Origin of the sequence: Moraxella sp. ZY210820 (assembly GCF_030674635.1) — a bacterium.
Classification (GTDB): domain Bacteria; phylum Pseudomonadota; class Gammaproteobacteria; order Pseudomonadales; family Moraxellaceae; genus Acinetobacter.
The window spans coordinates 129,664-150,826 of record NZ_CP089978.1; the positions used below are offsets into that span (position 1 = coordinate 129,664).

General features: G+C 35.0%; 21 protein-coding genes. 13 read left to right on the forward strand and 8 right to left on the reverse strand.

The annotated features are described in order from the left end of the window. The first annotated feature begins 75 nt into the window (after positions 1-75). Entirely contained in the window at positions 76-1,086 is a 1,011-nt protein-coding gene (locus tag LU301_RS00640; RefSeq protein WP_305271551.1) for a sulfate ABC transporter substrate-binding protein, read from the forward strand. Between the two features lie 69 nt (positions 1,087-1,155). Here LU301_RS00640 and LU301_RS00645 read toward each other — a convergent pair whose 3' ends face one another. Then, a complete protein-coding gene (locus LU301_RS00645; protein WP_305271554.1) occupies positions 1,156-1,749 on the reverse strand; it encodes an LOG family protein in 594 nt (197 codons plus the stop codon). A gap of 241 nt (positions 1,750-1,990) precedes the next feature. Between LU301_RS00645 and LU301_RS00650 the strand changes: the two genes are divergently transcribed. Next, complete coding sequence (locus LU301_RS00650) at positions 1,991-3,580, forward strand: TerC family protein (RefSeq protein WP_305271557.1); 1,590 nt, start codon at positions 1,991-1,993, stop codon at positions 3,578-3,580. Positions 3,581-3,643: 63 nt separating this feature from the next. Here LU301_RS00650 and LU301_RS00655 read toward each other — a convergent pair whose 3' ends face one another. After that, a complete protein-coding gene (locus LU301_RS00655) occupies positions 3,644-4,372 on the reverse strand; it encodes a CPBP family intramembrane glutamic endopeptidase (protein ID WP_305271559.1) in 729 nt (242 codons plus the stop codon). Positions 4,373-4,601: 229 nt separating this feature from the next. Here LU301_RS00655 and LU301_RS00660 point away from each other — a divergent pair, with 229 nt between their 5' ends. Continuing rightward, on the forward strand, positions 4,602-6,401 hold the full coding sequence (locus LU301_RS00660) for an acyl-CoA dehydrogenase C-terminal domain-containing protein (RefSeq protein WP_305271561.1): 1,800 nt from the start codon (positions 4,602-4,604) through the stop codon (positions 6,399-6,401). Positions 6,402-6,562: 161 nt separating this feature from the next. Then, entirely contained in the window at positions 6,563-8,344 is a 1,782-nt protein-coding gene (locus LU301_RS00665) for an acyl-CoA dehydrogenase C-terminal domain-containing protein (protein WP_305271563.1), read from the forward strand. A gap of 78 nt (positions 8,345-8,422) precedes the next feature. On the opposite strand, the gene aroE is transcribed toward LU301_RS00665, so the two are convergent. After that, on the reverse strand, positions 8,423-9,211 hold the full coding sequence (gene aroE / locus LU301_RS00670; RefSeq protein WP_305271565.1) for a shikimate dehydrogenase: 789 nt from the start codon (positions 9,209-9,211) through the stop codon (positions 8,423-8,425). Positions 9,212-9,746: 535 nt separating this feature from the next. Between aroE and LU301_RS00675 the strand changes: the two genes are divergently transcribed. The 6 genes from LU301_RS00675 (at position 9,747) to LU301_RS00700 (ending at position 14,349) form a co-directional block, all read left to right on the forward strand. After that, entirely contained in the window at positions 9,747-11,918 is a 2,172-nt protein-coding gene (locus LU301_RS00675) for an ATP-binding protein (protein ID WP_305271567.1), read from the forward strand. 314 nt (positions 11,919-12,232) lie between these two features. After that, positions 12,233-12,595, forward strand: a complete 363-nt coding sequence (locus LU301_RS00680; protein ID WP_305271569.1) for a response regulator — start codon at positions 12,233-12,235, stop codon at positions 12,593-12,595. 5 nt (positions 12,596-12,600) lie between these two features. Then, positions 12,601-13,050, forward strand: a complete 450-nt coding sequence (locus LU301_RS00685) for a chemotaxis protein CheX (RefSeq protein ID WP_305271572.1) — start codon at positions 12,601-12,603, stop codon at positions 13,048-13,050. A 16-nt stretch (positions 13,051-13,066) separates the two neighbouring features. Beyond that, entirely contained in the window at positions 13,067-13,522 is a 456-nt protein-coding gene (locus LU301_RS00690; protein WP_305271574.1) for a chemotaxis protein CheX, read from the forward strand. Between the two features lie 117 nt (positions 13,523-13,639). Next, complete coding sequence (locus LU301_RS00695; protein ID WP_370692210.1) at positions 13,640-13,849, forward strand: YheV family putative zinc ribbon protein; 210 nt, start codon at positions 13,640-13,642, stop codon at positions 13,847-13,849. Positions 13,850-13,860: 11 nt separating this feature from the next. After that, complete coding sequence (locus LU301_RS00700; protein ID WP_305271576.1) at positions 13,861-14,349, forward strand: flagellar basal body-associated FliL family protein; 489 nt, start codon at positions 13,861-13,863, stop codon at positions 14,347-14,349. Between the two features lie 100 nt (positions 14,350-14,449). Here the strand turns inward: LU301_RS00700 and LU301_RS00705 are convergent, their stop codons facing one another. After that, positions 14,450-16,501, reverse strand: coding sequence for a UDP-glucose:protein N-beta-glucosyltransferase (locus LU301_RS00705; RefSeq protein ID WP_305271578.1), 2,052 nt, complete (start codon positions 16,499-16,501; stop codon positions 14,450-14,452). A gap of 230 nt (positions 16,502-16,731) precedes the next feature. Then, positions 16,732-17,559, reverse strand: coding sequence for an exodeoxyribonuclease III (locus tag LU301_RS00710; protein WP_305271580.1), 828 nt, complete (start codon positions 17,557-17,559; stop codon positions 16,732-16,734). A gap of 37 nt (positions 17,560-17,596) precedes the next feature. Between LU301_RS00710 and pyrE the strand changes: the two genes are divergently transcribed. From pyrE to LU301_RS00725, 3 genes are all read left to right on the forward strand, one after another. After that, positions 17,597-18,247, forward strand: a complete 651-nt coding sequence (gene pyrE, locus LU301_RS00715; RefSeq protein ID WP_305271582.1) for an orotate phosphoribosyltransferase — start codon at positions 17,597-17,599, stop codon at positions 18,245-18,247. Positions 18,248-18,327: 80 nt separating this feature from the next. Continuing rightward, positions 18,328-18,978: a potassium channel family protein gene (locus LU301_RS00720; RefSeq protein ID WP_305271584.1), complete on the forward strand. Its 651-nt coding sequence runs from the start codon at positions 18,328-18,330 to the stop codon at positions 18,976-18,978. A gap of 26 nt (positions 18,979-19,004) precedes the next feature. Continuing rightward, positions 19,005-20,342, forward strand: a complete 1,338-nt coding sequence (locus LU301_RS00725) for a TrkH family potassium uptake protein (protein WP_305271586.1) — start codon at positions 19,005-19,007, stop codon at positions 20,340-20,342. A gap of 127 nt (positions 20,343-20,469) precedes the next feature. Here the strand turns inward: LU301_RS00725 and LU301_RS00730 are convergent, their stop codons facing one another. The 3 genes from LU301_RS00730 to LU301_RS00740 are packed head-to-tail and all read right to left on the reverse strand — an operon-like array spanning position 20,470 to position 21,163. Further along, complete coding sequence (locus LU301_RS00730; protein WP_305271588.1) at positions 20,470-20,631, reverse strand: hypothetical protein; 162 nt, start codon at positions 20,629-20,631, stop codon at positions 20,470-20,472. Between the two features lie 10 nt (positions 20,632-20,641). Beyond that, complete coding sequence (locus LU301_RS12035; protein WP_370692268.1) at positions 20,642-21,010, reverse strand: DUF6756 family protein; 369 nt, start codon at positions 21,008-21,010, stop codon at positions 20,642-20,644. A 6-nt stretch (positions 21,011-21,016) separates the two neighbouring features. Further along, positions 21,017-21,163, reverse strand: a complete 147-nt coding sequence (locus tag LU301_RS00740) for a hypothetical protein (RefSeq protein WP_305271591.1) — start codon at positions 21,161-21,163, stop codon at positions 21,017-21,019.

Below are 21,163 nucleotides of genomic sequence, written 5' to 3' on the forward strand. Positions count from 1 at the left end.
AAATACTATTTCTGTCGTATAACTAAATCGATTAATATGCTTGCCATTTATGACATATTATTTTTAGGTCTGATGATGAAAATAAAATTAAAAGCACTGATTGCCAGTGCATTATTCGCAACTGGTATTGGCGTATCTGCTCCTGTGGTGGCGGCTGATAAAGAGTTTTTAAATGTAGCGTACGATGCAACACGTGAGTTTTATGTTGATGTCAATAAATCATTTGGTATTTATTGGAAAAATCGTACAGGTCAAACAGTGAATTTTAAACAATCACATGGTGGTTCGGGTAAACAGGCTCGTTCAGTGGTTGATGGTTTAAAGGCTGATGTTGTAACTTTAGCATTGGCACAAGATATTGATGCGATTGCCAAAACAGGACAATTGCCAACCGATTGGCAAAAGAAATTCCCAAATAATTCAGCTCCTTATACATCAGCGATTGTCTTTATGGTGCGTAAAGGTAATCCAAAAAATATTAAAGATTGGGTGGACTTAACCCGTGATGGTGTGGAAATTGTAACGCCTAATCCTAAAACAGGCGGTTTACCACGTTGGATTTATTTATCTGCTTGGGGTTATGCACTTAAACAACCCAATGGTAATGATGCAACCGCTCGTGAATTTGTCAGCAAAATGTATCACAACGTAAAAGTGATGGATTCTGCGGCTCGTGCGTCAATGACAACATTTGCGGAACGTAAAATTGGCGATGTATTATTGACTTGGGAAAATGAAGCGTTAATGACGTTAAAAACGCTGGGTAATAATGAATATGAAATCATTTATCCATCGATTTCTATTTTAACTGAGCCATCAGTGGCTGTGGTTGAAAAAAATGTGGAAAAAAATGGTAATAAATGGTTAGCAACGGGTTATATTAACTTTTTATATTCGCCTTATGGACAAGAGTTAGCGGCAAAACACTATTACCGTCCACGTAACGAGCAAGTTTTAGCTAAATATCGTAGCCAATTCCCAGAGTTAAAAACATTTACTATTGATGAAATGTTTGGCGGTTGGACGAAGGCACAAGAAACCCATTTTGTGAATGGTGGTGTTTTTGATCAGATTTATAAAAAATAAATTATAAATCATTGGTTTGATAGAAGGGCGGAATATGATTTCGCCCTTTTAGTTTTGATGAAAGTGCTATTAAATTTGAATCTGTTCAGGACAATGGACGCCTTGTAAAGCATTTTGTATTTGCTGTAAATCATCACAAATTAATAATTTAGCACGATGTTGTGGTGGTAAAAAACCTTCTTGCACCGCATGGTCTAATTGCTGGACTAAGGCATTGTAAAAACCATTGATATTATAAATTATCATGGTTTTTTGATGTTGATTTAGTTGAGCCCATGTCGCAACTTCTAAAATTTCTTCAAAAGTTCCTAACCCGCCGGGTAGAGCAATAAAAGCACAGGCACGTTCCGCCATTAACGCTTTACGTTGATGCATGGTTTTTACGATATGTAATTCAGTTAAATCAGCATGAGCAATTTCATAATCTAGCATAAATTCAGGAATAACGCCGACTACTTCACTACCCTCAGCGAGTGCAATATCAGAGACTTCGCCCATTAAACCAATACTCGCCCCACCATAAACCACGCCAAAACCTTGTTGGCATATATGCTTAATCAGTTCATGACTTTTTTGCTGATAAATTTCATGATTGCCCATACGAGAACCACAATAAACAGCAATGAGTGGACGAGTAGTTTTAATATTAGATAATTCAGACATAAAGTATTTCTCAAATGTTTAGGTTTAAATAGGTTTAGATTTTGACATATATACGGACTTAAAACACTATTTTAAATAAAAATATTCAAAATAATACATAAAAAAGATGATTTTTTTGTTAGGCTTGTTATACTAATATTTTTTATGTAGAAGTGTTTTTTGATATGGACAGTGACAGTTGTTATTGTAACTTAAACTTTATTCAACCATTTGTAATAAATCAACCTTATGGAGTACAGCTATGCTTATAGAATGGATGTATGACCCATCAGCATGGGTTGGTTTATTAACCTTAATCGTCTTAGAAATAGTACTTGGTATTGATAACCTTGTATTTATTGCTATCTTAGCGGAAAAGCTCCCACCTGAACAACGTAATAAAGCTCGTGTCATTGGTTTAAGCCTTGCTTTGGGTATGCGTTTAGTATTACTTGCTTCGATTGCTTGGGTAGTTACTTTAACAAAGCCATTATTTCATATTTTAGAACATCCGTTTTCAGGACGAGATTTAATTTTACTTTTTGGTGGTCTATTCTTGTTGTTTAAAGCAACAATGGAATTACACGAGCGTATTGCAGGTAAAGAACATATAAAACATGACCACCCTGTGCACGCTGCTTTTTGGGTAGTTATTGCACAAATTGTCGTACTTGATGCGGTATTCTCACTCGATAGCGTGATTACCGCAGTGGGTATGGTAAAAGACCTATCTATTATGATTACTGCAGTGGTGGTAGCGATGGTTGTCATGCTGTGGTTCTCAAAAGCCTTGATGGATTATGTCAATAAACACCCAACAGTCGTAATTCTATGTCTAGGTTTTTTGTGGGGTATTGGTTTATTGTTGGTGGCAGAAGGTTTCGGTTTCCATATTCCAAAAGCTTATTTATATGCTGCGATTGGTTTCTCGGTCTTGGTGGAGGGGTTAAATCAATTAACTCGCCGTAAACAAGAAAAACGTGTTACTACATCAGATTTACGTTATCGTACAGCATCGGCTGTTTTGCGTATGTTGGGCGGTAAAAATTCAGGTAAAGTGATGGATAGCCAACAAAATGAACCTGAAAATATTTTAAAAACAGATGCTTATGCCGATGAAATTTTTGATGAACAACATGGCGTATATCATAGTGTGATGGTACAAGGTGTACTTGGTTTATCTGAGCGTCCTGTTAAATCGATTATGACGCCACGTCCAGAATTAGAATGGATTAATCTTGATGAAGATGCGGAACGTATTCAACAACGGTTAATGAAAACATCGCATACACGTTTAATTGTGGCACGTGGTGAATTGGATAATTTACAAGGTATTGTAGCAACGCATAGTGTATTTAATGACTTTGTAAATACAGGTAAGTTTAATATTGAACAGCATTTACGTCAGCCGTTGGTGGTACATGAAAATGCACATATTTTGATGGTCATGGAACAGCTCCGTCAAACACCATTACAGATGGCGATTGTACTGAATGAATATGGTTCGATTGAAGGTATTCTTACTCCAATTGATGTACTTGAAGCCATTGCAGGTGAATTTAAAGATGAGAATGAGCCTGAAGTCGTGGCAGAAAGTTTAAGTGATGGTTCGTGGATTTTAGAAGCATTGACCGATATTCGCCATGTGTCGCTACTATTAGGGCAAGATTTAGTTGATGAAAATGAACAATATTCAACTTTATCAGGTTTTATTTTGGCACATTTTGGACGCTTACCCGCAGAACAAGAAAGTTTTGTCATGCATGGTTATCGTTTTACGGTGATGAATATGGACGGTCAAAAAATTGATAAAGTACATATTGAATCTTTAGAAAGTAAAGATGAAGTTTAAGCATTTATTTTCTATTTGATTGAAAATGTTAAAAGGCGATTATCTCAATAATCGCCTTTAATTTTATTCTAAATCAAGTAAATACAATGGTAATCCCAAGCCAAATATATCAAAAAAAGAATGAGCTAACATAAATGCGGGTAAATCATCATATTTATAACGCAATAATGCAAATACTATGCCCAATGTCGTAATGGTCATTGCTCCTGCAATGCCTTGATAAGTATGAAATGCAAAACGAATCAATAAACTAAATAGAATGACATAAGGTAAATATTTTTTATTTACAGCAAAAATTAAACCAAGAAAAAATAACTCTTCAAAAAAACCATTGAGCAAGGCAAATAACATTAACGACCATGACATTTGGCTTAAATGTTGTTCAGCAGTATAATATTCTGTTGTAGCTGTCATATCAGGATAATGAGCAGGATATAACCACGCATGAACATATTCATAGCACGTTGCAACAGTACCAGCAATGAGAATATACAACAAAATTTTCAATGGTGTTGTCAAAGAAAATTTAAAATTCAATGAGTTAAAATCAAATTTACGCAATTTCAAATAGATAAACGCTAAAACTAACGCTGCAATTTCACTCGTAATTCCCCAAATATTGAGGTCTGGGGTAAAACTCAATTGTTCAGGCATAACCAATTGCTGGGCGTGTAAAGAAAAATATTGTACCGTTGAGTCATAAATGGCATGACCGAAAAAAATACAGGTTAAAATCGCAATATCAATGAGATTTAAATGCGATATTTCTTTATCATTTTTTAAAGAATACATTATATCAACCAAATCATTATGTTATCTTATATTATAATTATATTGATATAACATAACAATCATTGGTTTCATACCATTACAAATTTTAGTAGAATAATAAAATTTAGAACAAATCAGGTATATTGACCGAAACTTCCTAATTTTACTGTCATTTCAGCACTTGTATCACATGGCAAGATATAGCACGATAAGCCATTATCAACATCAAGTTAATTTTGAGGATTTTATCATGCCACAATATACTGCTCCTTTGCGTGATATGCAGTTTGTACTTCATGAACTTTTAAATACGGAACAACATTATAACAATCTGCCTGCATTTCAGGGCATGGTGAGTCAAGATTTAATTAATCAATATTTACAAGCGGCTGCGGATTTTTCTGAGCAAGAATTAGCACCACTCAACCAAGTGGGCGACCGTGAAGGCTGTCAATGGCATGATGGCGAAGTAACAACGCCTACAGGTTTTAAGCAAGCCTACACAAAATACATCGAATTAGGTTTCCCATCATTAACATCGGAAGAGCGTTTTGGCGGTCAAGCGATGCCAAATTCTTTAGGCACGGTGATTTCTGAAATGACAGGGACTGCTAACTGGTCATGGGCGATGTATCCAGGGTTGTCACATGGTGCTGTGCGTACCATTGAACATCACGGTTCAGAAGAACAAAAAAACATCTATTTACCAAAACTAGTTTCTGGTGAATGGACAGGAACAATGTGTTTGACCGAGTCTCATGCAGGTTCAGATTTAGGCATTATTCGTACCAAAGCTGAACCAAATGATGATGGTAGTTATGCAATTACGGGCGAAAAAATATTCATTTCTGCTGGTGAGCATGATATGGCAGAAAATATTGTCCATATCGTGTTAGCTCGTTTGCCAAATGCACCAAAAGGCACGAAAGGCATTTCTTTATTTATCGTACCAAAATTTAATGTCAATGCTGATGGCTCTTTGGCAGAACGTAACAGCGTGCGTTGTGGCTCGATTGAACATAAAATGGGTATTCACGGTAATGCGACCTGCGTAATGAATTTTGACCGTGCGAAAGGCTATTTGATTGGACCTGAAAATCGTGGCTTAAATTGTATGTTTACCTTTATGAATTCGGCTCGTATTGGTACGGCGGTGCAAGGTTTATCAGCATCTGAATTGTCTTATCAAGGGGCGTTGGCGTATGCCAAAGAACGTATTGCCATGCGTTCATTATCAGGAGCAAAAGCTCCAGAACGTGAAGCTGACCCAATTATCGTACACCCAGCGGTACGTCAAATGTTATTAACACAAAAATCATTTGCTGAAGGCGGTCGTGCATTACTCTACTTCTTGGCACAACAAGTGGATATTGTTGAGCAAGGTGAAACTGAAGAACAACGTCAATATGCTGATAATTTATTGTCATTCTTAACGCCAATCGCTAAGGCATTTTTAACGGAAACTGGTTATGAATCAGCCAATAAAGGCGTACAAGTGTTTGGTGGACATGGCTTTATTTCTGAACATGGCATGGAACAAATCGTGCGTGATACACGAATTGCGTGTTTATATGAAGGGACAACCGAAATTCAAGCCCTTGATTTATTAGGACGTAAAGTGTTGCAATCGCAAGGAGCGTTGTTGCGTGATTTTACCAAGATTGTGCATAAATTCTGTGAAAGCCAGAAAGACAATACTCAAATGGTAGAATTTATCCAACCATTAGCTCAGCTTAATAAGCAATGGCTTGATATTACCACACAAATCGGTCAAAAAGCGATGGCAAATCCTGATGAAGCGGGTGCAGTTGCTGTTGATTATTTATACTATTCTGGCTACGTTACATTGGCATACTTCTGGGCGAAAATGGCTGATGTGGCTCAACAACGTATCGCTGAAGGTTCAACAGATGCGTTCTATACGGTAAAAATCAAAACAGCTCAATTCTATTTTGCCAAGATTTTACCACGCATTCATGCTCACGTTGCCATCATCAATACAGGTGCAAATAGCTTAATGCAAATCGATGTTGATGAGTTTTTATTTTAATAAACCATAATTTGTGTTATGCTCAACAATGAACAATGGTGGATTTTGTAGGGGCGAAATATTTTTCGCCCGTACAATGTTTAGAGTGTTTTTAATCATTCATCATTTGTAATATTGTATTGAAATAAGATGTAACTGAATATTTTATAAGGAATTTTATTATGCCAATTTATACCGCTCCACTTGCTGATATGCGTTTTGTTTTAGAAGATGTTTTTAACGCACCACAATTTTGGCAAGACAATCAACAACTTGGACATGTTGATATTGATACCGCACAAGCAATTTTGGAAGAAATGGCAAAATTTAGCCAAAATGTGGTATTACCGCTCAATCGTTCAGGCGATGAACAAGGTGCTCATCATCAAGATGGTGTAGTAACGACTCCAGATGGGTTTAAAGACGCATTTCGCCAATACGCTGAAGGTGGTTGGATTGGTTTAGGGGCTGATGTCGATTGGGGTGGTTCTGCCATGCCAAAAATGCTTACCGTTTTAACTGATGAAATGTTATTTGCGACTAATCCATCGTTTATGTTGTATCCATTGTTGTCGGTGGGTGCAGGTATGGCGTTGAATAGTTACGCATCAGATGAGCAAAAACAAACCTATTTACCAAAAATCTATTCTGGTGAATGGACAGGGACGATGTGTTTGACTGAACCACACGCAGGCACAGATTTAGGGATTATTAAGAGTAAAGCTGAACCGCAAGCTGATGGTAGCTATAAAATCACTGGAACGAAAATTTTTATCACAGGTGGTGAACACGATTTAGCAGAAAATATTATCCATCTTGTATTAGCAAAAACCCCAAATGCACCTGCTGGCTCTCGTGGGATTTCTTTATTTATCGTGCCAAAATTTTTAGTCAATGCTGATGGTTCATTGGGCGAACGTAATGCAGTCAGTGCAGGTTCGATTGAACATAAAATGGGTATTAAAGCATCAGCAACGTGTGTGATGAATTTTGATGGTGCAACAGGCTATTTGGTGGGTAAGGAAAACGAGGGCTTGGCAGCCATGTTTGTGATGATGAACTATGAACGTTTATCAATGGGCATTCAAGGTTTAGGGGCGAGTGAATTTGCTTATCAAAATGCAGCACAATACGCAACGGATCGCTTACAAGGGCGTAGTGCAACAGGTACTCAATCACCAGAACAACCCGCAGATAGCATTTTAGTACATGGCGATGTTCGCCGTATGTTGCTCAATGTGCGTGCCAATAATGAAGCGAGCCGTGCATTTGCGGTGTATGTGGGTCAGCAATTAGACATTACTAAATATTCTGATGATGCTGATGCGATTAAAAAAGCCAATGACCGTGTAGCACTATTAACACCGATTGCTAAAGCGTTTTTGACTGATACTGCATTCCAAGCGACATTAGATGCGCAAATGTGTTTTGGTGGTCATGGTTATATCCGTGAATGGGGTATGGAGCAATGTGTGCGTGATTTGCGTATTGCCCAAATTTATGAAGGGACAAATGGCGTACAATCACAAGATTTAATCGGTCGTAAAACCATTAAATGTGGCGGTGCTTATCTCAATGAATATTTAGCTGAAATTCGCAGTTTTATCAATACCTTAAATGATGATTTAAACTTCATCAAAAATGCAACATCACAAGCCTGTGATGATGTCGAATTGATTACTCGCTATATTTTAGAAGTGGCGAAAGAAGATGCGAATTTTAGTAATCATGTGGCGGTAGATTATTTACACGCTGTAGGATTATTGAGCTTTAGCTATATGTTTGCCAAAATCGCCCAAGCGAGCCAAGCAAAACAAGGCGAATTTTATGCCAATAAAATTCAACTCGCACGTTATTTTGTGGCACGCATTTTGCCTGAGTTAAAAACTCGTATCATTAAAATTCAATCTGACCGTGAAATTGTGATGAGTTTTAGTGCGGAATATTTTACTGCTCAAAACTGACTAAATAAATAGTTCATTACTGTTAATGATAAACCGACTTATTTCATAAGTCGGTTTATTTGTTGTGCGTTGTATGAATTAGAGAAAGTCAGCTAAATCAAGTTGTACACCATGCCAAACTCTAAATGCTTCAACTGCTTGACCAACCAACATACTCCAACCATCAGCTGTGATAGCCCCACGTTGTTCGGCTTGTTGTAAGAAGTGTGATGGTTTTCCATACGCCATTTCATAGGCATAGTGAAAATGAAGTTGAGTTGGTAATATTAAGCTATCATTGGATAAACTCGCTGATGTGGCATTAATTACTACATCAAAATCGCCGTGTAAATGATTTAATCCACAAAAATTAAGCGTACAATTTTGCACAAAAGGTTGTAAATCATCAACTAATTGTTTGGCACGTTCTATGGTGCGATTAGCGATACAAATATTACGTACTCCTGCTTGTGTTAAAGGATAAATTACTCCACGAGTCGCACCACCTGCACCTAAAATTAAAATATTGGCTTGCTCTAACTGAATATTGAGAATTTTCAGTGCTTGTACTAAACCTTCACCATCAGTATTATCACCAAAAAGTTTGCCATCTTGTTGCCATAAGGTATTGACTGCTTTAGCAATTTTAGCACGTTCGCTTAAAACATCACATAATTGATAGGCTTGTTCTTTAAACGGCACAGTTACATTTAGACCTTTTCCACCTTGTGCGAAAAAATCAATCATGGTTTGTTGAAAGCCATCAACAGGAGCAAGAATTTTGCGATAATGCAAATCAATATTCGCTTTTTGTGCAAAGGTATGATGTAGTTCAGGGGAAAGAGAGTGTTGAATTGGGTTACCGATAACAGCGAATTGTAAAGTCATTGAGTTTTCCTAAAATATTCATAATAACTGTATAGTATTATAATAAATAATAGGAAATACGAAAGAAATAATTTTATGAGCTAAACAGGTAGGAATAGTACATTAACTACAGTGTGATGAATATTTTTAAGCGATGATGTTGATAAAAATACAATATAAACAAATAAAAGTGATTATTCTTATTAAAACCAAGTAAATTAGTCTAAAATTCAACTTGACAAGTTTTTTATAGATGGTATTTAATAATAATTAATTTAATAGAGAAATGTGAGTTATTTTCAAAATTTGTGATGTATATCAAATTCATGTATTTAAAAATTGTGATAAGATTAACAATTTATATGTAAAAATGGTAAAAAATGCCATTAATATATTAAAAATTTTATATATAAAGTAGATGTTTTTATTATTTAATATAGACATAATTCATGTAAGTATTTATTTTAAATAAAAATTATTTAATCCTATATTAAATTTGGAATTGTTATGTTAAAATCTTTTTCATCATTGACAAACTTGAAAAGGAAAATAAATAATGAGCAATATGAACAAGGCAAACTCACTTGTCTTGACGATTTTTAAAGAAAAAAAGTATCGTGGTATTTTATTCCTTGCTGGTGCTTTTTTGATTTTAATGATTACAGTAGCACTTAGTACAGCTTATTTAAATGACCGTTCAAAGCGAGCGGTAACTGAACTCGACTTAGTTGCTCAACAAAACATCATTTCACGTCAGTTATCAGAAAATATTTTAAACGTAGACATTCATTTAAACGAAAGACTTAACCAAATTAGAGCGAATAAAAATGCAATGGCGGTTGTCAAAGTAGCAGATTTACCACCAGAAGCATTGGAAAGTATTAAAAATCTTGAAACTCAAAAACGTGTTTTTTCTGAAATTGTTGCTTCTCTTGATGTTGATGGTGATACAGTAGTTTTAGCTGATGGTCGTAAGGTTGTGATTGATGGTATTCAATCTGAACATTTACGTGGTTATGTAGACAATATGGGGAAAATTTGGGCTCCATATGATGCTTTATTAGCTAGCTTTCTTAAGGATAGTAAAACTGGTACATTAAGTAAAGAAAAAAGTAAAAGTCTAGTTGAGTATACACGTAACAATAGTCAAATATTACAAAAAGAAATTGCCGACTTACACTTTGGTATTGCTGATTTTATTCAAGATAAAACTACAAAAGTATATCGTGTACAGTTAGCGGGTTTACTTGGTGCATTTATTTTATTCTTAGCGATGATTTTTGGTGCATTACGTCAATTATTAAATAATGACCGCTTACTTGAAGCTGCACGTCGTGAAACAACGGATATTATGACGACTGTAAATACTGGTTTGTTCTTATTAGATAAAGATTTAACTATTGGTAATCAATATTCTAATGCACTAGAAGGTATCATGGGAACGAACCGCTTGGCGGGAGAAAATTTAACAACAGTGTTACGTAATCGTATTTCGGATAAAGATTTAGAAACAGCACGTCAATTTGTACAACAGCTTTATAATCCACGTGTAAAAGAGAATTTGGTAAATGATCTCAATCCATTACACAAAATTATGTTCCGTGATGAGCGAGCATCAAAAAATCGTTATCTTGATTTTAAATTCTCTCGTGTTTATGAAAATAAAGACATCGTACGTATCTTAGTAAACGTAAATGACGTGTCAGAGGCGGTATTGCTTGAACAACGCTTAGAGAAAGAACGCGAACAAAATGATTTGCAAATTGAAATGCTCACCACGATTTTAAATGTACATCCACAAATTATCAACGAGTTTATTAGCAATACGTTGGTGCGTATTAATAAAATCAATGATGTATTGAAAAATCCGGGTAGTTCACAGTTTGAACTAGAAGGTAAATTGAAGTTAATTTATCGTGAAATGCACAGTTTAAAAGGTGAAGCTTCAGCACTGAAATTACATAACTTTACGAAGATTGCGTCTGAATCTGAAGAGAAGATGCAGATGTTGCAAAATAAAGCACAGTTAGCAGGTAATGATTTCTTACCATTAGCAGTACATCTTGATGAGTTATTAACCTTAGCTAATACAATTTCTAAGTTGGGTGAGCGTATTAATAGTGGTTCGGCAAATACGAGTCTGACGAGTAAACCTGCACAAGCAACTGCTTTAACCTATGCAGATTTTTACAAAAATTTTGCACGTGAAATTGCAACACGTCAAAATAAAGACGTGCATATAAATGTGAAAGAGGTACAACTTACTGAAGTACCTGATCATGTGGCAAATACAGTAAAAGAAATGAGCATTCAATTATTGCGTAATGCGATTGTGCATGGAATTGAATCAGCTGAAACACGTACTGCAAATGGTAAAAATGCGACTGGTTTGATTAATCTGAGTGTTATCAAAGAAGGTCAAAATTTAGTTTTAACTGTACAAGATGATGGTAAAGGCATTGATTATGCAACCATTCGTTTGCAATTAGTAACTAAAGGTTTGTACACCACTGAGCAGGCAAAAGAATTGACAGAAGGGCAATTATTACAGCATGTATTTACATCTGGTTTTTCAACAAAGCAAAAAGTTGATGAAGATGGTGGGCGTGGTGTGGGCTTAGACATTATCAAAGAGCGTTTAAGTGAATTTAATGGTCAAATTGATGTGAAAAGTAAGTTCAATAAAGGAACACAGTTTGTGATTACTTTACCTTTGACATCAAAATAAATATCCAGTGATTTGAATAAGTTATAATGCTGTAGCAACTGATTCAAATCATAGACGGAGTTGTTGAAATATTGAACTTGTGATCTATTATAATGTGAATTTAGAATATTTATTTTATAGCTATTTCAATAGTTTATAATCTTTTTATTTAACTAAATTCATTTTATAGTAAATTCAATTTATAACTGGACAGTAGGGGCGAATTATATTCGTCCAAGTAATTGATTTTACAAAGGGTTTATGTAATAAACCCCTACATTTGCTGTTATTGTTCTGATATAAATCGACTATATTATAAAAATAGGTGATTTTTTATGTATAAACTTATGGTTGTAGATGATTCAAATATCATTCGTAATCGTATTCAACGTGCTTATAATTCAGATTGTTTTAGATTAGTTGCGACGGCAAATAATGGTGTAGAAGCACTGGATAAATTTAAACTGCATCGCCCTAAAGTGGTAACTATGGATTTAACCATGCCACAAATGGACGGGTTAGAGTGTATTGAAAAAATAGTAGCTATTGACCCAGATGTGCGTATTTTGGTAGTATCTGCATTATCGGATAAAGCAACAGGTATTGAAGCGTTATCCTTAGGGGCGAGTGGTTTTTTATGTAAGCCGTTCTCTGATCAAGAATTAGTTGAATCTTTAGATGAATTAATGCGGGATTAAAAAAGATGAAAGAAAAAAAATTAAACGCTTTTGTTGAAATTGTACGTCATTATTTTGCACAATTTGGTCAAGAAGAGTTGGTAATTGAGACCCCATATTTATTAGAAAATACCCGACCTAAATTACATGATTATACGGGTGTAATTGGTATTTCTGGCGTAAAACGTGGTATTGTTTATGTAACAGCTTCAAAAGCATTATTATTAGGTGTACTCAATGAATTTGGTGAGCCTGATAAGCAAGAAAGTAATATGATTGACTTAGTGGGTGAAATTGCCAATACTGTTGCAGGTAATGCACGTACAGAATTTGGACCAGAGTTTCATATTTCGATTCCAATCGTATTTAAGGGAGAGGCTCAAACCGTTATGCTTCCGAAAGATGAGCGTGTGTTTGTCATTCCAATCATTTGGCAGTCTCAAGTGGGAGAAATTGTCATCTGTTTAGAAAATTAGAGCGGAGGAATTGAAGATGAAAGCAGAAAAATTGAATGTTTTTATCGAATCAGTGATGTCTTTTTTTAAGCAGATTAATGACCCATTAGAAGATATCTCAACACCTTATTTAAACAGTAATCAACATCCAATTGCTAATGATTTTACAGGTATGATTACCATTTCAGGGCAATTTGATGGTACAGTTTATGTGAGTGCTTCAAGTACGATGTTGCGTAATTTGCTGATTCAACTTGGTGAAAAAGAACAATCGATTGATTTATTAAAAGATTTAATTGGTGAGATTGCCAATACTGTATCGGGTAATGCTCGTACAGAATTTGGTTCTCAATTTATTATTTCACCACCAATTATTACTGAAGGCATTCCATCGCCAATTTATTTGCCTAAAGAGAAAAATGCGTATATTATTCCGTTTTTTTGGCATGGACATCAAGGCGTGATTGGTATTTGTGTATCAAAAAATAGCTAAAATTTTTGATAGATAACGTTCAAAATCCCTCTTAAAATGATTGCTCATTTTAAGAGGGATTTATTTTTAGTAAAATTATAGGTTATAATAGCAAATCAATCTTTACTGAGACTTATTATGCTCAAACGCCGTTTTATTGCAGGGGCAAAATGTCCACGTTGCCAAACCCTAGATAGTATTGTTATGCTAACTAGTGTTGATGATGAGTGGATTGAATGTATCGATTGTCAATATAGTGAGCAACGACCAACAGAGATTGAAGCGACCACAACTATTGAAACCGATACAGTGGGTGTAGTACAATTTAAACCGATGACTGTAAAGTAAAGGAACAAAAGATGAGTGATTTACTAGAGCCAAAACCTGAACAATCGGAATCAACCGATTCTAAAAAAACGAGCAATACAAAAAATAAGCAAACCATTTTAGCGGTTGCTATTGCTATTTTAGTATTGGGTGCTGGCGGATATTGGTTTATGAATTCATCTCAGGAAGAGCCTGTTGTTGTTGAGCAACAACCTGCACCAGTCCAAGCAACAGAGATAACAGAACCTGCACCGACAAGTGAACCAACACCAACAATGCCTGATAACACAGCACCTGTGGTTGAAGAGAAAGTGTTGGTTGAAGAAAGTATTTTATCTGAGCCGATTGCTGAAGATGTGAGTTTACAACAAGAAGAGATTGATAAACTCAAAGAAATTGAAAAGCAACTGATTGAACAAAAAGTTAATTTAGAAGCTCAATCACAAGATGTTGATGAATTGATTCGTTTAAAAGAAGAGCAAATTCGCTTATTCGAAGCAGAGCTTGCTAAAAAGCAATAATTGTAAAAATATTTCATCATATATCTATGTAGTTGATTTGGATACTACATAAAAACGCCTATCTCAATTAAGATAGGCGTTTTATTGTTACATCAAAATCTTATTCAGGTTTTGCTGTACGTGTTGTTTTCTTTTTAGTAGTTGTTGAGCTACTGGTTTTTTTGCTTGTCGTCTTTTTAGCCGTTGTTTTCTTAGATTTAGCCGTCTCAGCTTCTGATGCTTTAGTTTCTTCCTCAATCGCTAAAGATTGTTGAGTTACTTTTTTAGCTTTGGTTGCTTTTGGCGTTGCTGGTGTCCATAAACCTTTTTCTTCAACTTTTGCTAACAATACTTTACCCATTGGTGTTGGGTCGCCTGTAAATAAAGTTTGTAAACCATTATTTTCAATGATTTGACGGCGTAATGCCAAACGTTCAGCATGATTTTCAGCTAACCAGATTGCACGTTCTACATATTCATCAGCAGTTTTGGTTACTAATTGGTCTAAAGGTAAACCTAAACGTGCAAATAAACCTTCATCGATGTGTTCGTGAACTTCATCACCAGTCTTACAAATACCCACTAAACCTAGAGTTACCATATCGATAATACCATTGGTATTACCAAATGGGAATGGATTAATCATCATATCACATTGATGTAATACTTGTAGATATTCATGATATGGACGATGTGTATAAATACTTGCTTGGTCGCCTAAATATGATTTAATAAAGCGAGTTGTATAAGGGTGTGTAATTCCTGATGATTGACCTAAAGCAAAATGGAAATGTACAGGTACTTTAGAACGATCACGGATTGCTTGACACGCTTTTAAGAAGTATGGATTTAACTTCATTGTTGTAGCTGCAACACCGATATTCACTACTTCAGGATTTTCACGCAAACGGTATTCAACAGCACTTGGTGCTAATGCTGATGGAACATACGGTAAAGCATCTTTTGGTAAGCGTAATAAAGTTTCGCTAAAGCATGATTCTGAACCGACATAATCATCTTCTACGATGACATAATCAATAAATGGAGAATGTGTAGTCGCAGGGTGTCCTAAAGCAATGGTTTGAATTGGTGCAATTTTAGTATTACTTAAGAAAATCGTTGTTAAATCCATACCGATACTTGGCATATATAACACTGCTGGTTGATATTTTTCAGCCAATTCACGGATATAGTTAAGTTTATCTACAATAGAATTGCCTTGTACAAGGAAAAACTCATCAAATACCTCACGACCTTTTTCATCGACTGCTTCACCACCGAAACCAACGATATGGAAATGTTCACGAGCGGCAATCATTGAAGTCGAATGAGTACGATAAATTGAATGAGCCGAATGGAAATGCTCCAACAACACAAACATCACAGGCTTACCGTTCGTTTTGCCGATACGACTTACATCACGGTCTTTCCAGTCTAATTGTAACAAATGATTACGAATCACTTGGTTTAGGCTTTCTTTAACACGGTGTTTATCTGCATCAATATCATAACTACAATGCATATAGACATCGTGTGAAATACCCGATGGTAATTGATTTAAATTTTCAAAAGCTTTTAACTTTTCAGGGAACCATTTTAAAATAGCAGAACGTTTGGTAAATGCAGATTCAGTTGCAATAAAACGTGGAGATTGTAAAGCAAAGCATAAAGATGCACATAACACAGGATTAATTTGCCATAATACATCTAGATTCAAAGGAATATTTGATTCTGGTGAATATAAAATACAGAATTTTTTCCAAACATCAATATCATTGACTAAATGAACTGCTGAGTCTTGTTCATTTGGTTGTTGGTTATAAGTACGGATAATATGGTCGGTATTGATATAAGAACTGCTGGCAAAACAAATTGCTAACCAACGGTGTAATGACATAAAACGTTGGAATCCTGAATCTGAAATGCCAAAACTATGACGACTATCAAATAAATCAGTAACAGCAGCAGTTAAACGTGTACAAAAGTGTTTAACTACTTCTTGTTCTGAATAGATTAACTGAGATGGATAGCTAAACTCAATATTTTGTAAAGAACCAAAATTTTGATCTAATTGCCCCAAAATATTTAATAATTCAGTAACTGCAACTTCAAAATCTAGTGCTTTTACTGCTTGTTCAAATTTACTTAAGCTCACGATTTGTTGTGTCATCATATAATACTCATCTAAGAATAATAGTGATATTATAAAATGTTTTTGTTAAAATATCAGTAAAAAAATGTGATATTCATCATATTATTTTGTTGTTCAACACGATATGATTGAGAAATGGAATAGTCATAATATTGATGATAAAATACTCTATAGGCATAGTGTTTCCTTAATTTTGGTTAAAGATTATTAAGTTTAACACTATGCCTGTTTATTTTGTAGTCATTTTAAATTTAAAGCTGATAATCAATAATCACAGGTGCATGGTCGCTAAACCATTCGTCCTTGTACACCCATGCATTGACGGTACGGTCTTTCCAATCTGGTGAGCAGGCTTGATAGTCAATACGCCAACCCACATTTTTGGCACGGGCTTGCCCTCGATTTGACCACCATGAATATAAATCGGCTTCTTTACGCACCACACGAAATGTATCAACATAACCCAAATCATCATAAATATGGTCGAGCCATGCACGTTCATGCGGTAAACAGCCCGATGCTTTTTGATTACCTGACCAGTTTTTAATATCGATTTTTTTATGCACGATATTATAATCACCACACACAATCACTGATTTATTTTCATTTCGCCAATGTTTTAAAATTGCTTTATATTCTTCTAAAAATAAATCTTTTCTGGCTTGGGCTTCATCGCCAGATGAACCAGATGGTAAATATAATGATGAAATAAAAGCAGGTTCGCTAACGCCAAATTCGGTTAAATCAAATTCAGCAGTGATAAATCGCCCTTGTGTATCGGCAAGTTCAAAACCTAAACCTGTAGTAATATTTTTAATCGGTAATCGGCTATAAATTGCAGTGCCTGCATAGCCTGCTTTTTCGGCAGGAAATAAATGAGCGTGCCAGCCTTCGGGTTTAAATTTATCCGTCCATTGCTCGTGAGTCAGACGAGTTTCTTGCATACAGACCACATCTGCTTCGGTGGTGGCAAGCCAATTAAAAAAGCCTTTTTTCTCAGCAGCCCGTAAACCATTGACATTAATTGAAATCACACGCAAAATTTTTTTGTCGTGCGAATACTGATTTTTTGCTATCATATCACTATCTCTAAAAAATAATGCGGTAGTATAGCAAATGACAGCAAAAACTTCATTTAATGCACATCAATTTATTGAACTTGCATTAAACAAAAATGTATTACGCTTTGGCGAATTTACTTTAAAATCAGGTCGTGTTAGCCCTTATTTTTTTAATGCGGGTTTGCTTAACGATGGCGAAGCCTTAGCATTATTGGCACAAGGCTATGCTGATAAACTCATGCAATGTACTGATGTTGAAGTGATTTTTGGTCCTGCTTATAAAGGTATTCCATTTGTATCGGCAACAGCGGTAGCATTACAAGTCTATCATCAAAAAAATGTGCCTTGGGGTTTTAATCGTAAAGAAGCGAAAGACCATGGCGAAGGTGGTGTATTAGTGGGTGCAGATGTGGCTAGCAAATCTGTTTGGATTATTGATGATGTGATTACCGCTGGTACAGCCATTCGTGAAGTGGTTGATATTTTAAGTAAAGCAGGTGCGAAAATTGCTGGTGTAATTGTAGCTCTCGACCGTCAGGAAAAAGGTTTAGGTGAAACATCAGCCTTGCAAGAAGTACAACAACAGTTAAATATTCCAGTTCACGCTTTAATCACGATGCAAGATTTGATGGAGTTTTTACAAGTGAAAGGCGAAACAAGTGCATTAGCAAAAATGCAAGCCTATCGTGAGCAATATGGTATTTAACTAAGTTAATGATTTTATGGAAAATATTATCGATATAATGGTAATATTTTCCTTATTATCGGCATTGAGTGATTAAATTTATGGCACAATTCGCAGTCATTGGCTTAGGTAGCTTTGGTGGTACGGTGGCACGTCAATTAGTCCATTTAGGACATGATGTGTTAGGTATTGATAATGTTAAAAAAAATGTTGAAGATTTTGCAGAAATTCTAACTTATGCTGTCATTGCGGACGCAAGTGATGAATCGGTTTTAGAAGAATTAAATTTACAAAATTATGAAGCGGTCGTAGTAGCGATTGGCGAGGATATTGAAGCCAGTATTTTATGTGTATTACATTTACGTAATTTAGGGGTCAAGACGATTTGGGGAGCGGCAAAAACAAAAGCCCATCATATGATTTTATCACATTTAAAAGTTGATAAAATTATTCATCCAGAGCAAGATATGGGTATGCGTGTGGCAAATGCTTTAAATTATCCTATTGTAAGTCGTTATATGGCGTTGGGCGATGACCATTTTATCGCTAAAATTCGTGTTCCAAATCAATTAATTGGTTTACCTTTAGCAAAGTTAATTGAACAAGAAAAAACCATTAAATTGATGGTATTTAAACGTGGAAAGCAAGTCATTCAAGATATTCCAGAAACATTATTATTAGAATTGGGCGATATTTTAGTGATTGAAGGTTTCTTACATGATTTGAAAAAATTATATCATCGTTATTTTTAAGCACCATTTTACAGAAGTATTATTAAATGAAAAATAACATACTTAAAAAAGAAAAAATTAATTTGAGTCCACCAAGTATGCTTGCACTCAGTTTTGCTGTGTGTATTTTGTTGGGGACGATATTGTTAAAATTACCTATTACACAAAATTATGATATTTCATGGGTAGAAGCCTTATTTACCACTGTTTCTGCAGTAACCATTACAGGTTTGTCAGTGGTTAATATTGGTGAAACCTTTACCATGACAGGGCAGTTGATTATTTTAGCGTTAATGCAAATTGGTGGTTTGGGATTTATGACCTTTGCGATTTTGGCAGTATTAAGTTTTTCTAAAAAAGTCGCATTAAAACAACAGCTTATGGCACAAGATAGCCTAGATCAAACCAGTTTAGCTAAAGTCGGTTTTATTGCAAAAGGGGTATTTTTATATACGCTGTTTTTTGAATTTATTGGTTTTAGTATTTTAACTTATATTTGGTCGTGGTATTTTCCTATAAAAGATGCTATGTATTATGCTTTATTTTATAGTGTGTCTGCATTTAATAATGCAGGTTTTTCATTGTTTAGTGATAGCTTGGTAAGCACAGTTTATAGCCCATTATTATTTATGACCATTAGTGTGTTATATATGATTGGTGGTTTGGGCTTTTTGGTGTTGATGGATATTAAACGGCATAAAAAATGGAAACGACTTTCAACCAATAGTAAAATTATTTTATCTGGGGTTTTGTGTTTAAATGTTTTTGCATTTTTGATGATTTGGTTAATGGAAGCCAAAAATCCTGCAACTTTAGGAGCAATGTCATTTGGCGACCAAGCGATTCATGCGTGGTTTCAAGCAACTGTGCCACGTTCAGCAGGATTTAATAGTATTCATACAGGCGAGATGATGCCATCATCTAGTTTTTTGACTATGTTGTTGATGTTTATTGGCGGTGGGTCATTGAGTACAGCAGGTGGCATTAAAGTTGGTACATTTGTGATATTGTGTATTAGCACTTTATCATTTTTACGCCGTCAAGATGAAGTCTATATTTTTAAACACGCTATTCCACAAAATACCATTTTAAAAGCATTAGCAGTAACGTTAATTACTTGTGCAATGATTTGCATAGGTATGTTTTTGATTTTAATTTTTGAGCCAAAACAAAATTATTTAGATTTAATGTTTGAAGTGGTTTCGGCAAGTTGTACTGTGGGATTATCACGGGGGATTACGGGAGATTTATCTAATCCGAGTTTATTTATTTTGATGATCTTAATGTTTATGGGACGATTAGGACCTTTAACACTAGCTTATTTATTAGCGACATCACGTAAAAGTCGTATTCAACATGCCGAAGCTGATGTACAAATTGGTTAAATACTAAAGATTTACTTTTGATGTTAAATCGATACAATGTATAAATGATATCTAGGTATATGAAAAAAGAGCGGTTCACGCCCGCCCTTTTCTCCTTTGATTTCAATGCAGTACATTTAAAATACTCCTACAACCATGCTGTTTTACGCAGTTGTTGTTTCGTTTGTTTACGTTCACGGCGATGTACGGCTTTGGGTTTTTCCGTTTCAAATACGCCACCCTTTTTCAATAAAGGCGATAATGCCACATGATTACGCACTTTAATTTTAGGTAAAGATTTAAGTTTCATATACATTTTCCTATTTTAGGTTTAAATATTTCAATGAGTTAATAATATCACCTGTACCAATCAAAACATTGTGATGATTGATTGCAATTAACCATTGATATTTTTTAGAAACAAAATACACTTCATCAAAAAAGCACATTTCATCAATGATTTTTTGAATGGTTAAAATATTACCTTCACAAAACCACAATTTAACATCACCAAAGCTTGTGGCAATAAACCAAATTTTCTCATTATTATCAATCAGTTGATTTAGATAAATTTCTGGTCTATCATTTAAACAACCAACAGAATAATACTCATCAAGATTTTGCCAAATTGTTGGTAAATTCTGTAACGGGCTATTTTTACAAAAGGTTTGATAAATCTTAGTTTGAATTTCACGTCAATTATCATAAGGCGATAGCAAGCGAAATTCGTCATCGGTTAACTGCAATTTAACTTTTAATTGCGATAATTCCGCTCGTATCTCGTCCCATTCTTTATGATTGGCTCGGCGTTTGCCGTTTTCATTAAAATAAGGATAGGTCAT

Excerpts from the sequence above, each read along its gene's own strand:
- LU301_RS00640 (WP_305271551.1), top strand. The coding sequence starts at position 76 with ATGAAAATAAAATTAAAAGCACTGATTGCCAGTGCATTATTCGCAACT.
- LU301_RS00645 (WP_305271554.1), bottom strand. The coding sequence starts at position 1,749 with ATGTCTGAATTATCTAATATTAAAACTACTCGTCCACTCATTGCTGTT.
- LU301_RS00650 (WP_305271557.1), top strand. The coding sequence starts at position 1,991 with ATGCTTATAGAATGGATGTATGACCCATCAGCATGGGTTGGTTTATTA.
- LU301_RS00655 (WP_305271559.1), bottom strand. The coding sequence starts at position 4,372 with ATGTATTCTTTAAAAAATGATAAAGAAATATCGCATTTAAATCTCATT.
- LU301_RS00660 (WP_305271561.1), top strand. The coding sequence starts at position 4,602 with ATGCCACAATATACTGCTCCTTTGCGTGATATGCAGTTTGTACTTCAT.
- LU301_RS00665 (WP_305271563.1), top strand. The coding sequence starts at position 6,563 with ATGCCAATTTATACCGCTCCACTTGCTGATATGCGTTTTGTTTTAGAA.
- aroE (WP_305271565.1), bottom strand. The coding sequence starts at position 9,211 with ATGACTTTACAATTCGCTGTTATCGGTAACCCAATTCAACACTCTCTT.
- LU301_RS00675 (WP_305271567.1), top strand. The coding sequence starts at position 9,747 with ATGAGCAATATGAACAAGGCAAACTCACTTGTCTTGACGATTTTTAAA.
- LU301_RS00680 (WP_305271569.1), top strand. The coding sequence starts at position 12,233 with ATGTATAAACTTATGGTTGTAGATGATTCAAATATCATTCGTAATCGT.
- LU301_RS00685 (WP_305271572.1), top strand. The coding sequence starts at position 12,601 with ATGAAAGAAAAAAAATTAAACGCTTTTGTTGAAATTGTACGTCATTAT.
- LU301_RS00690 (WP_305271574.1), top strand. The coding sequence starts at position 13,067 with ATGAAAGCAGAAAAATTGAATGTTTTTATCGAATCAGTGATGTCTTTT.
- LU301_RS00695 (WP_370692210.1), top strand. The coding sequence starts at position 13,640 with ATGCTCAAACGCCGTTTTATTGCAGGGGCAAAATGTCCACGTTGCCAA.
- LU301_RS00700 (WP_305271576.1), top strand. The coding sequence starts at position 13,861 with ATGAGTGATTTACTAGAGCCAAAACCTGAACAATCGGAATCAACCGAT.
- LU301_RS00705 (WP_305271578.1), bottom strand. The coding sequence starts at position 16,501 with ATGATGACACAACAAATCGTGAGCTTAAGTAAATTTGAACAAGCAGTA.
- LU301_RS00710 (WP_305271580.1), bottom strand. The coding sequence starts at position 17,559 with ATGATAGCAAAAAATCAGTATTCGCACGACAAAAAAATTTTGCGTGTG.
- pyrE (WP_305271582.1), top strand. The coding sequence starts at position 17,597 with ATGACAGCAAAAACTTCATTTAATGCACATCAATTTATTGAACTTGCA.
- LU301_RS00720 (WP_305271584.1), top strand. The coding sequence starts at position 18,328 with ATGGCACAATTCGCAGTCATTGGCTTAGGTAGCTTTGGTGGTACGGTG.
- LU301_RS00725 (WP_305271586.1), top strand. The coding sequence starts at position 19,005 with ATGAAAAATAACATACTTAAAAAAGAAAAAATTAATTTGAGTCCACCA.
- LU301_RS00730 (WP_305271588.1), bottom strand. The coding sequence starts at position 20,631 with ATGAAACTTAAATCTTTACCTAAAATTAAAGTGCGTAATCATGTGGCA.
- LU301_RS00740 (WP_305271591.1), bottom strand. The coding sequence starts at position 21,163 with ATGACCTATCCTTATTTTAATGAAAACGGCAAACGCCGAGCCAATCAT.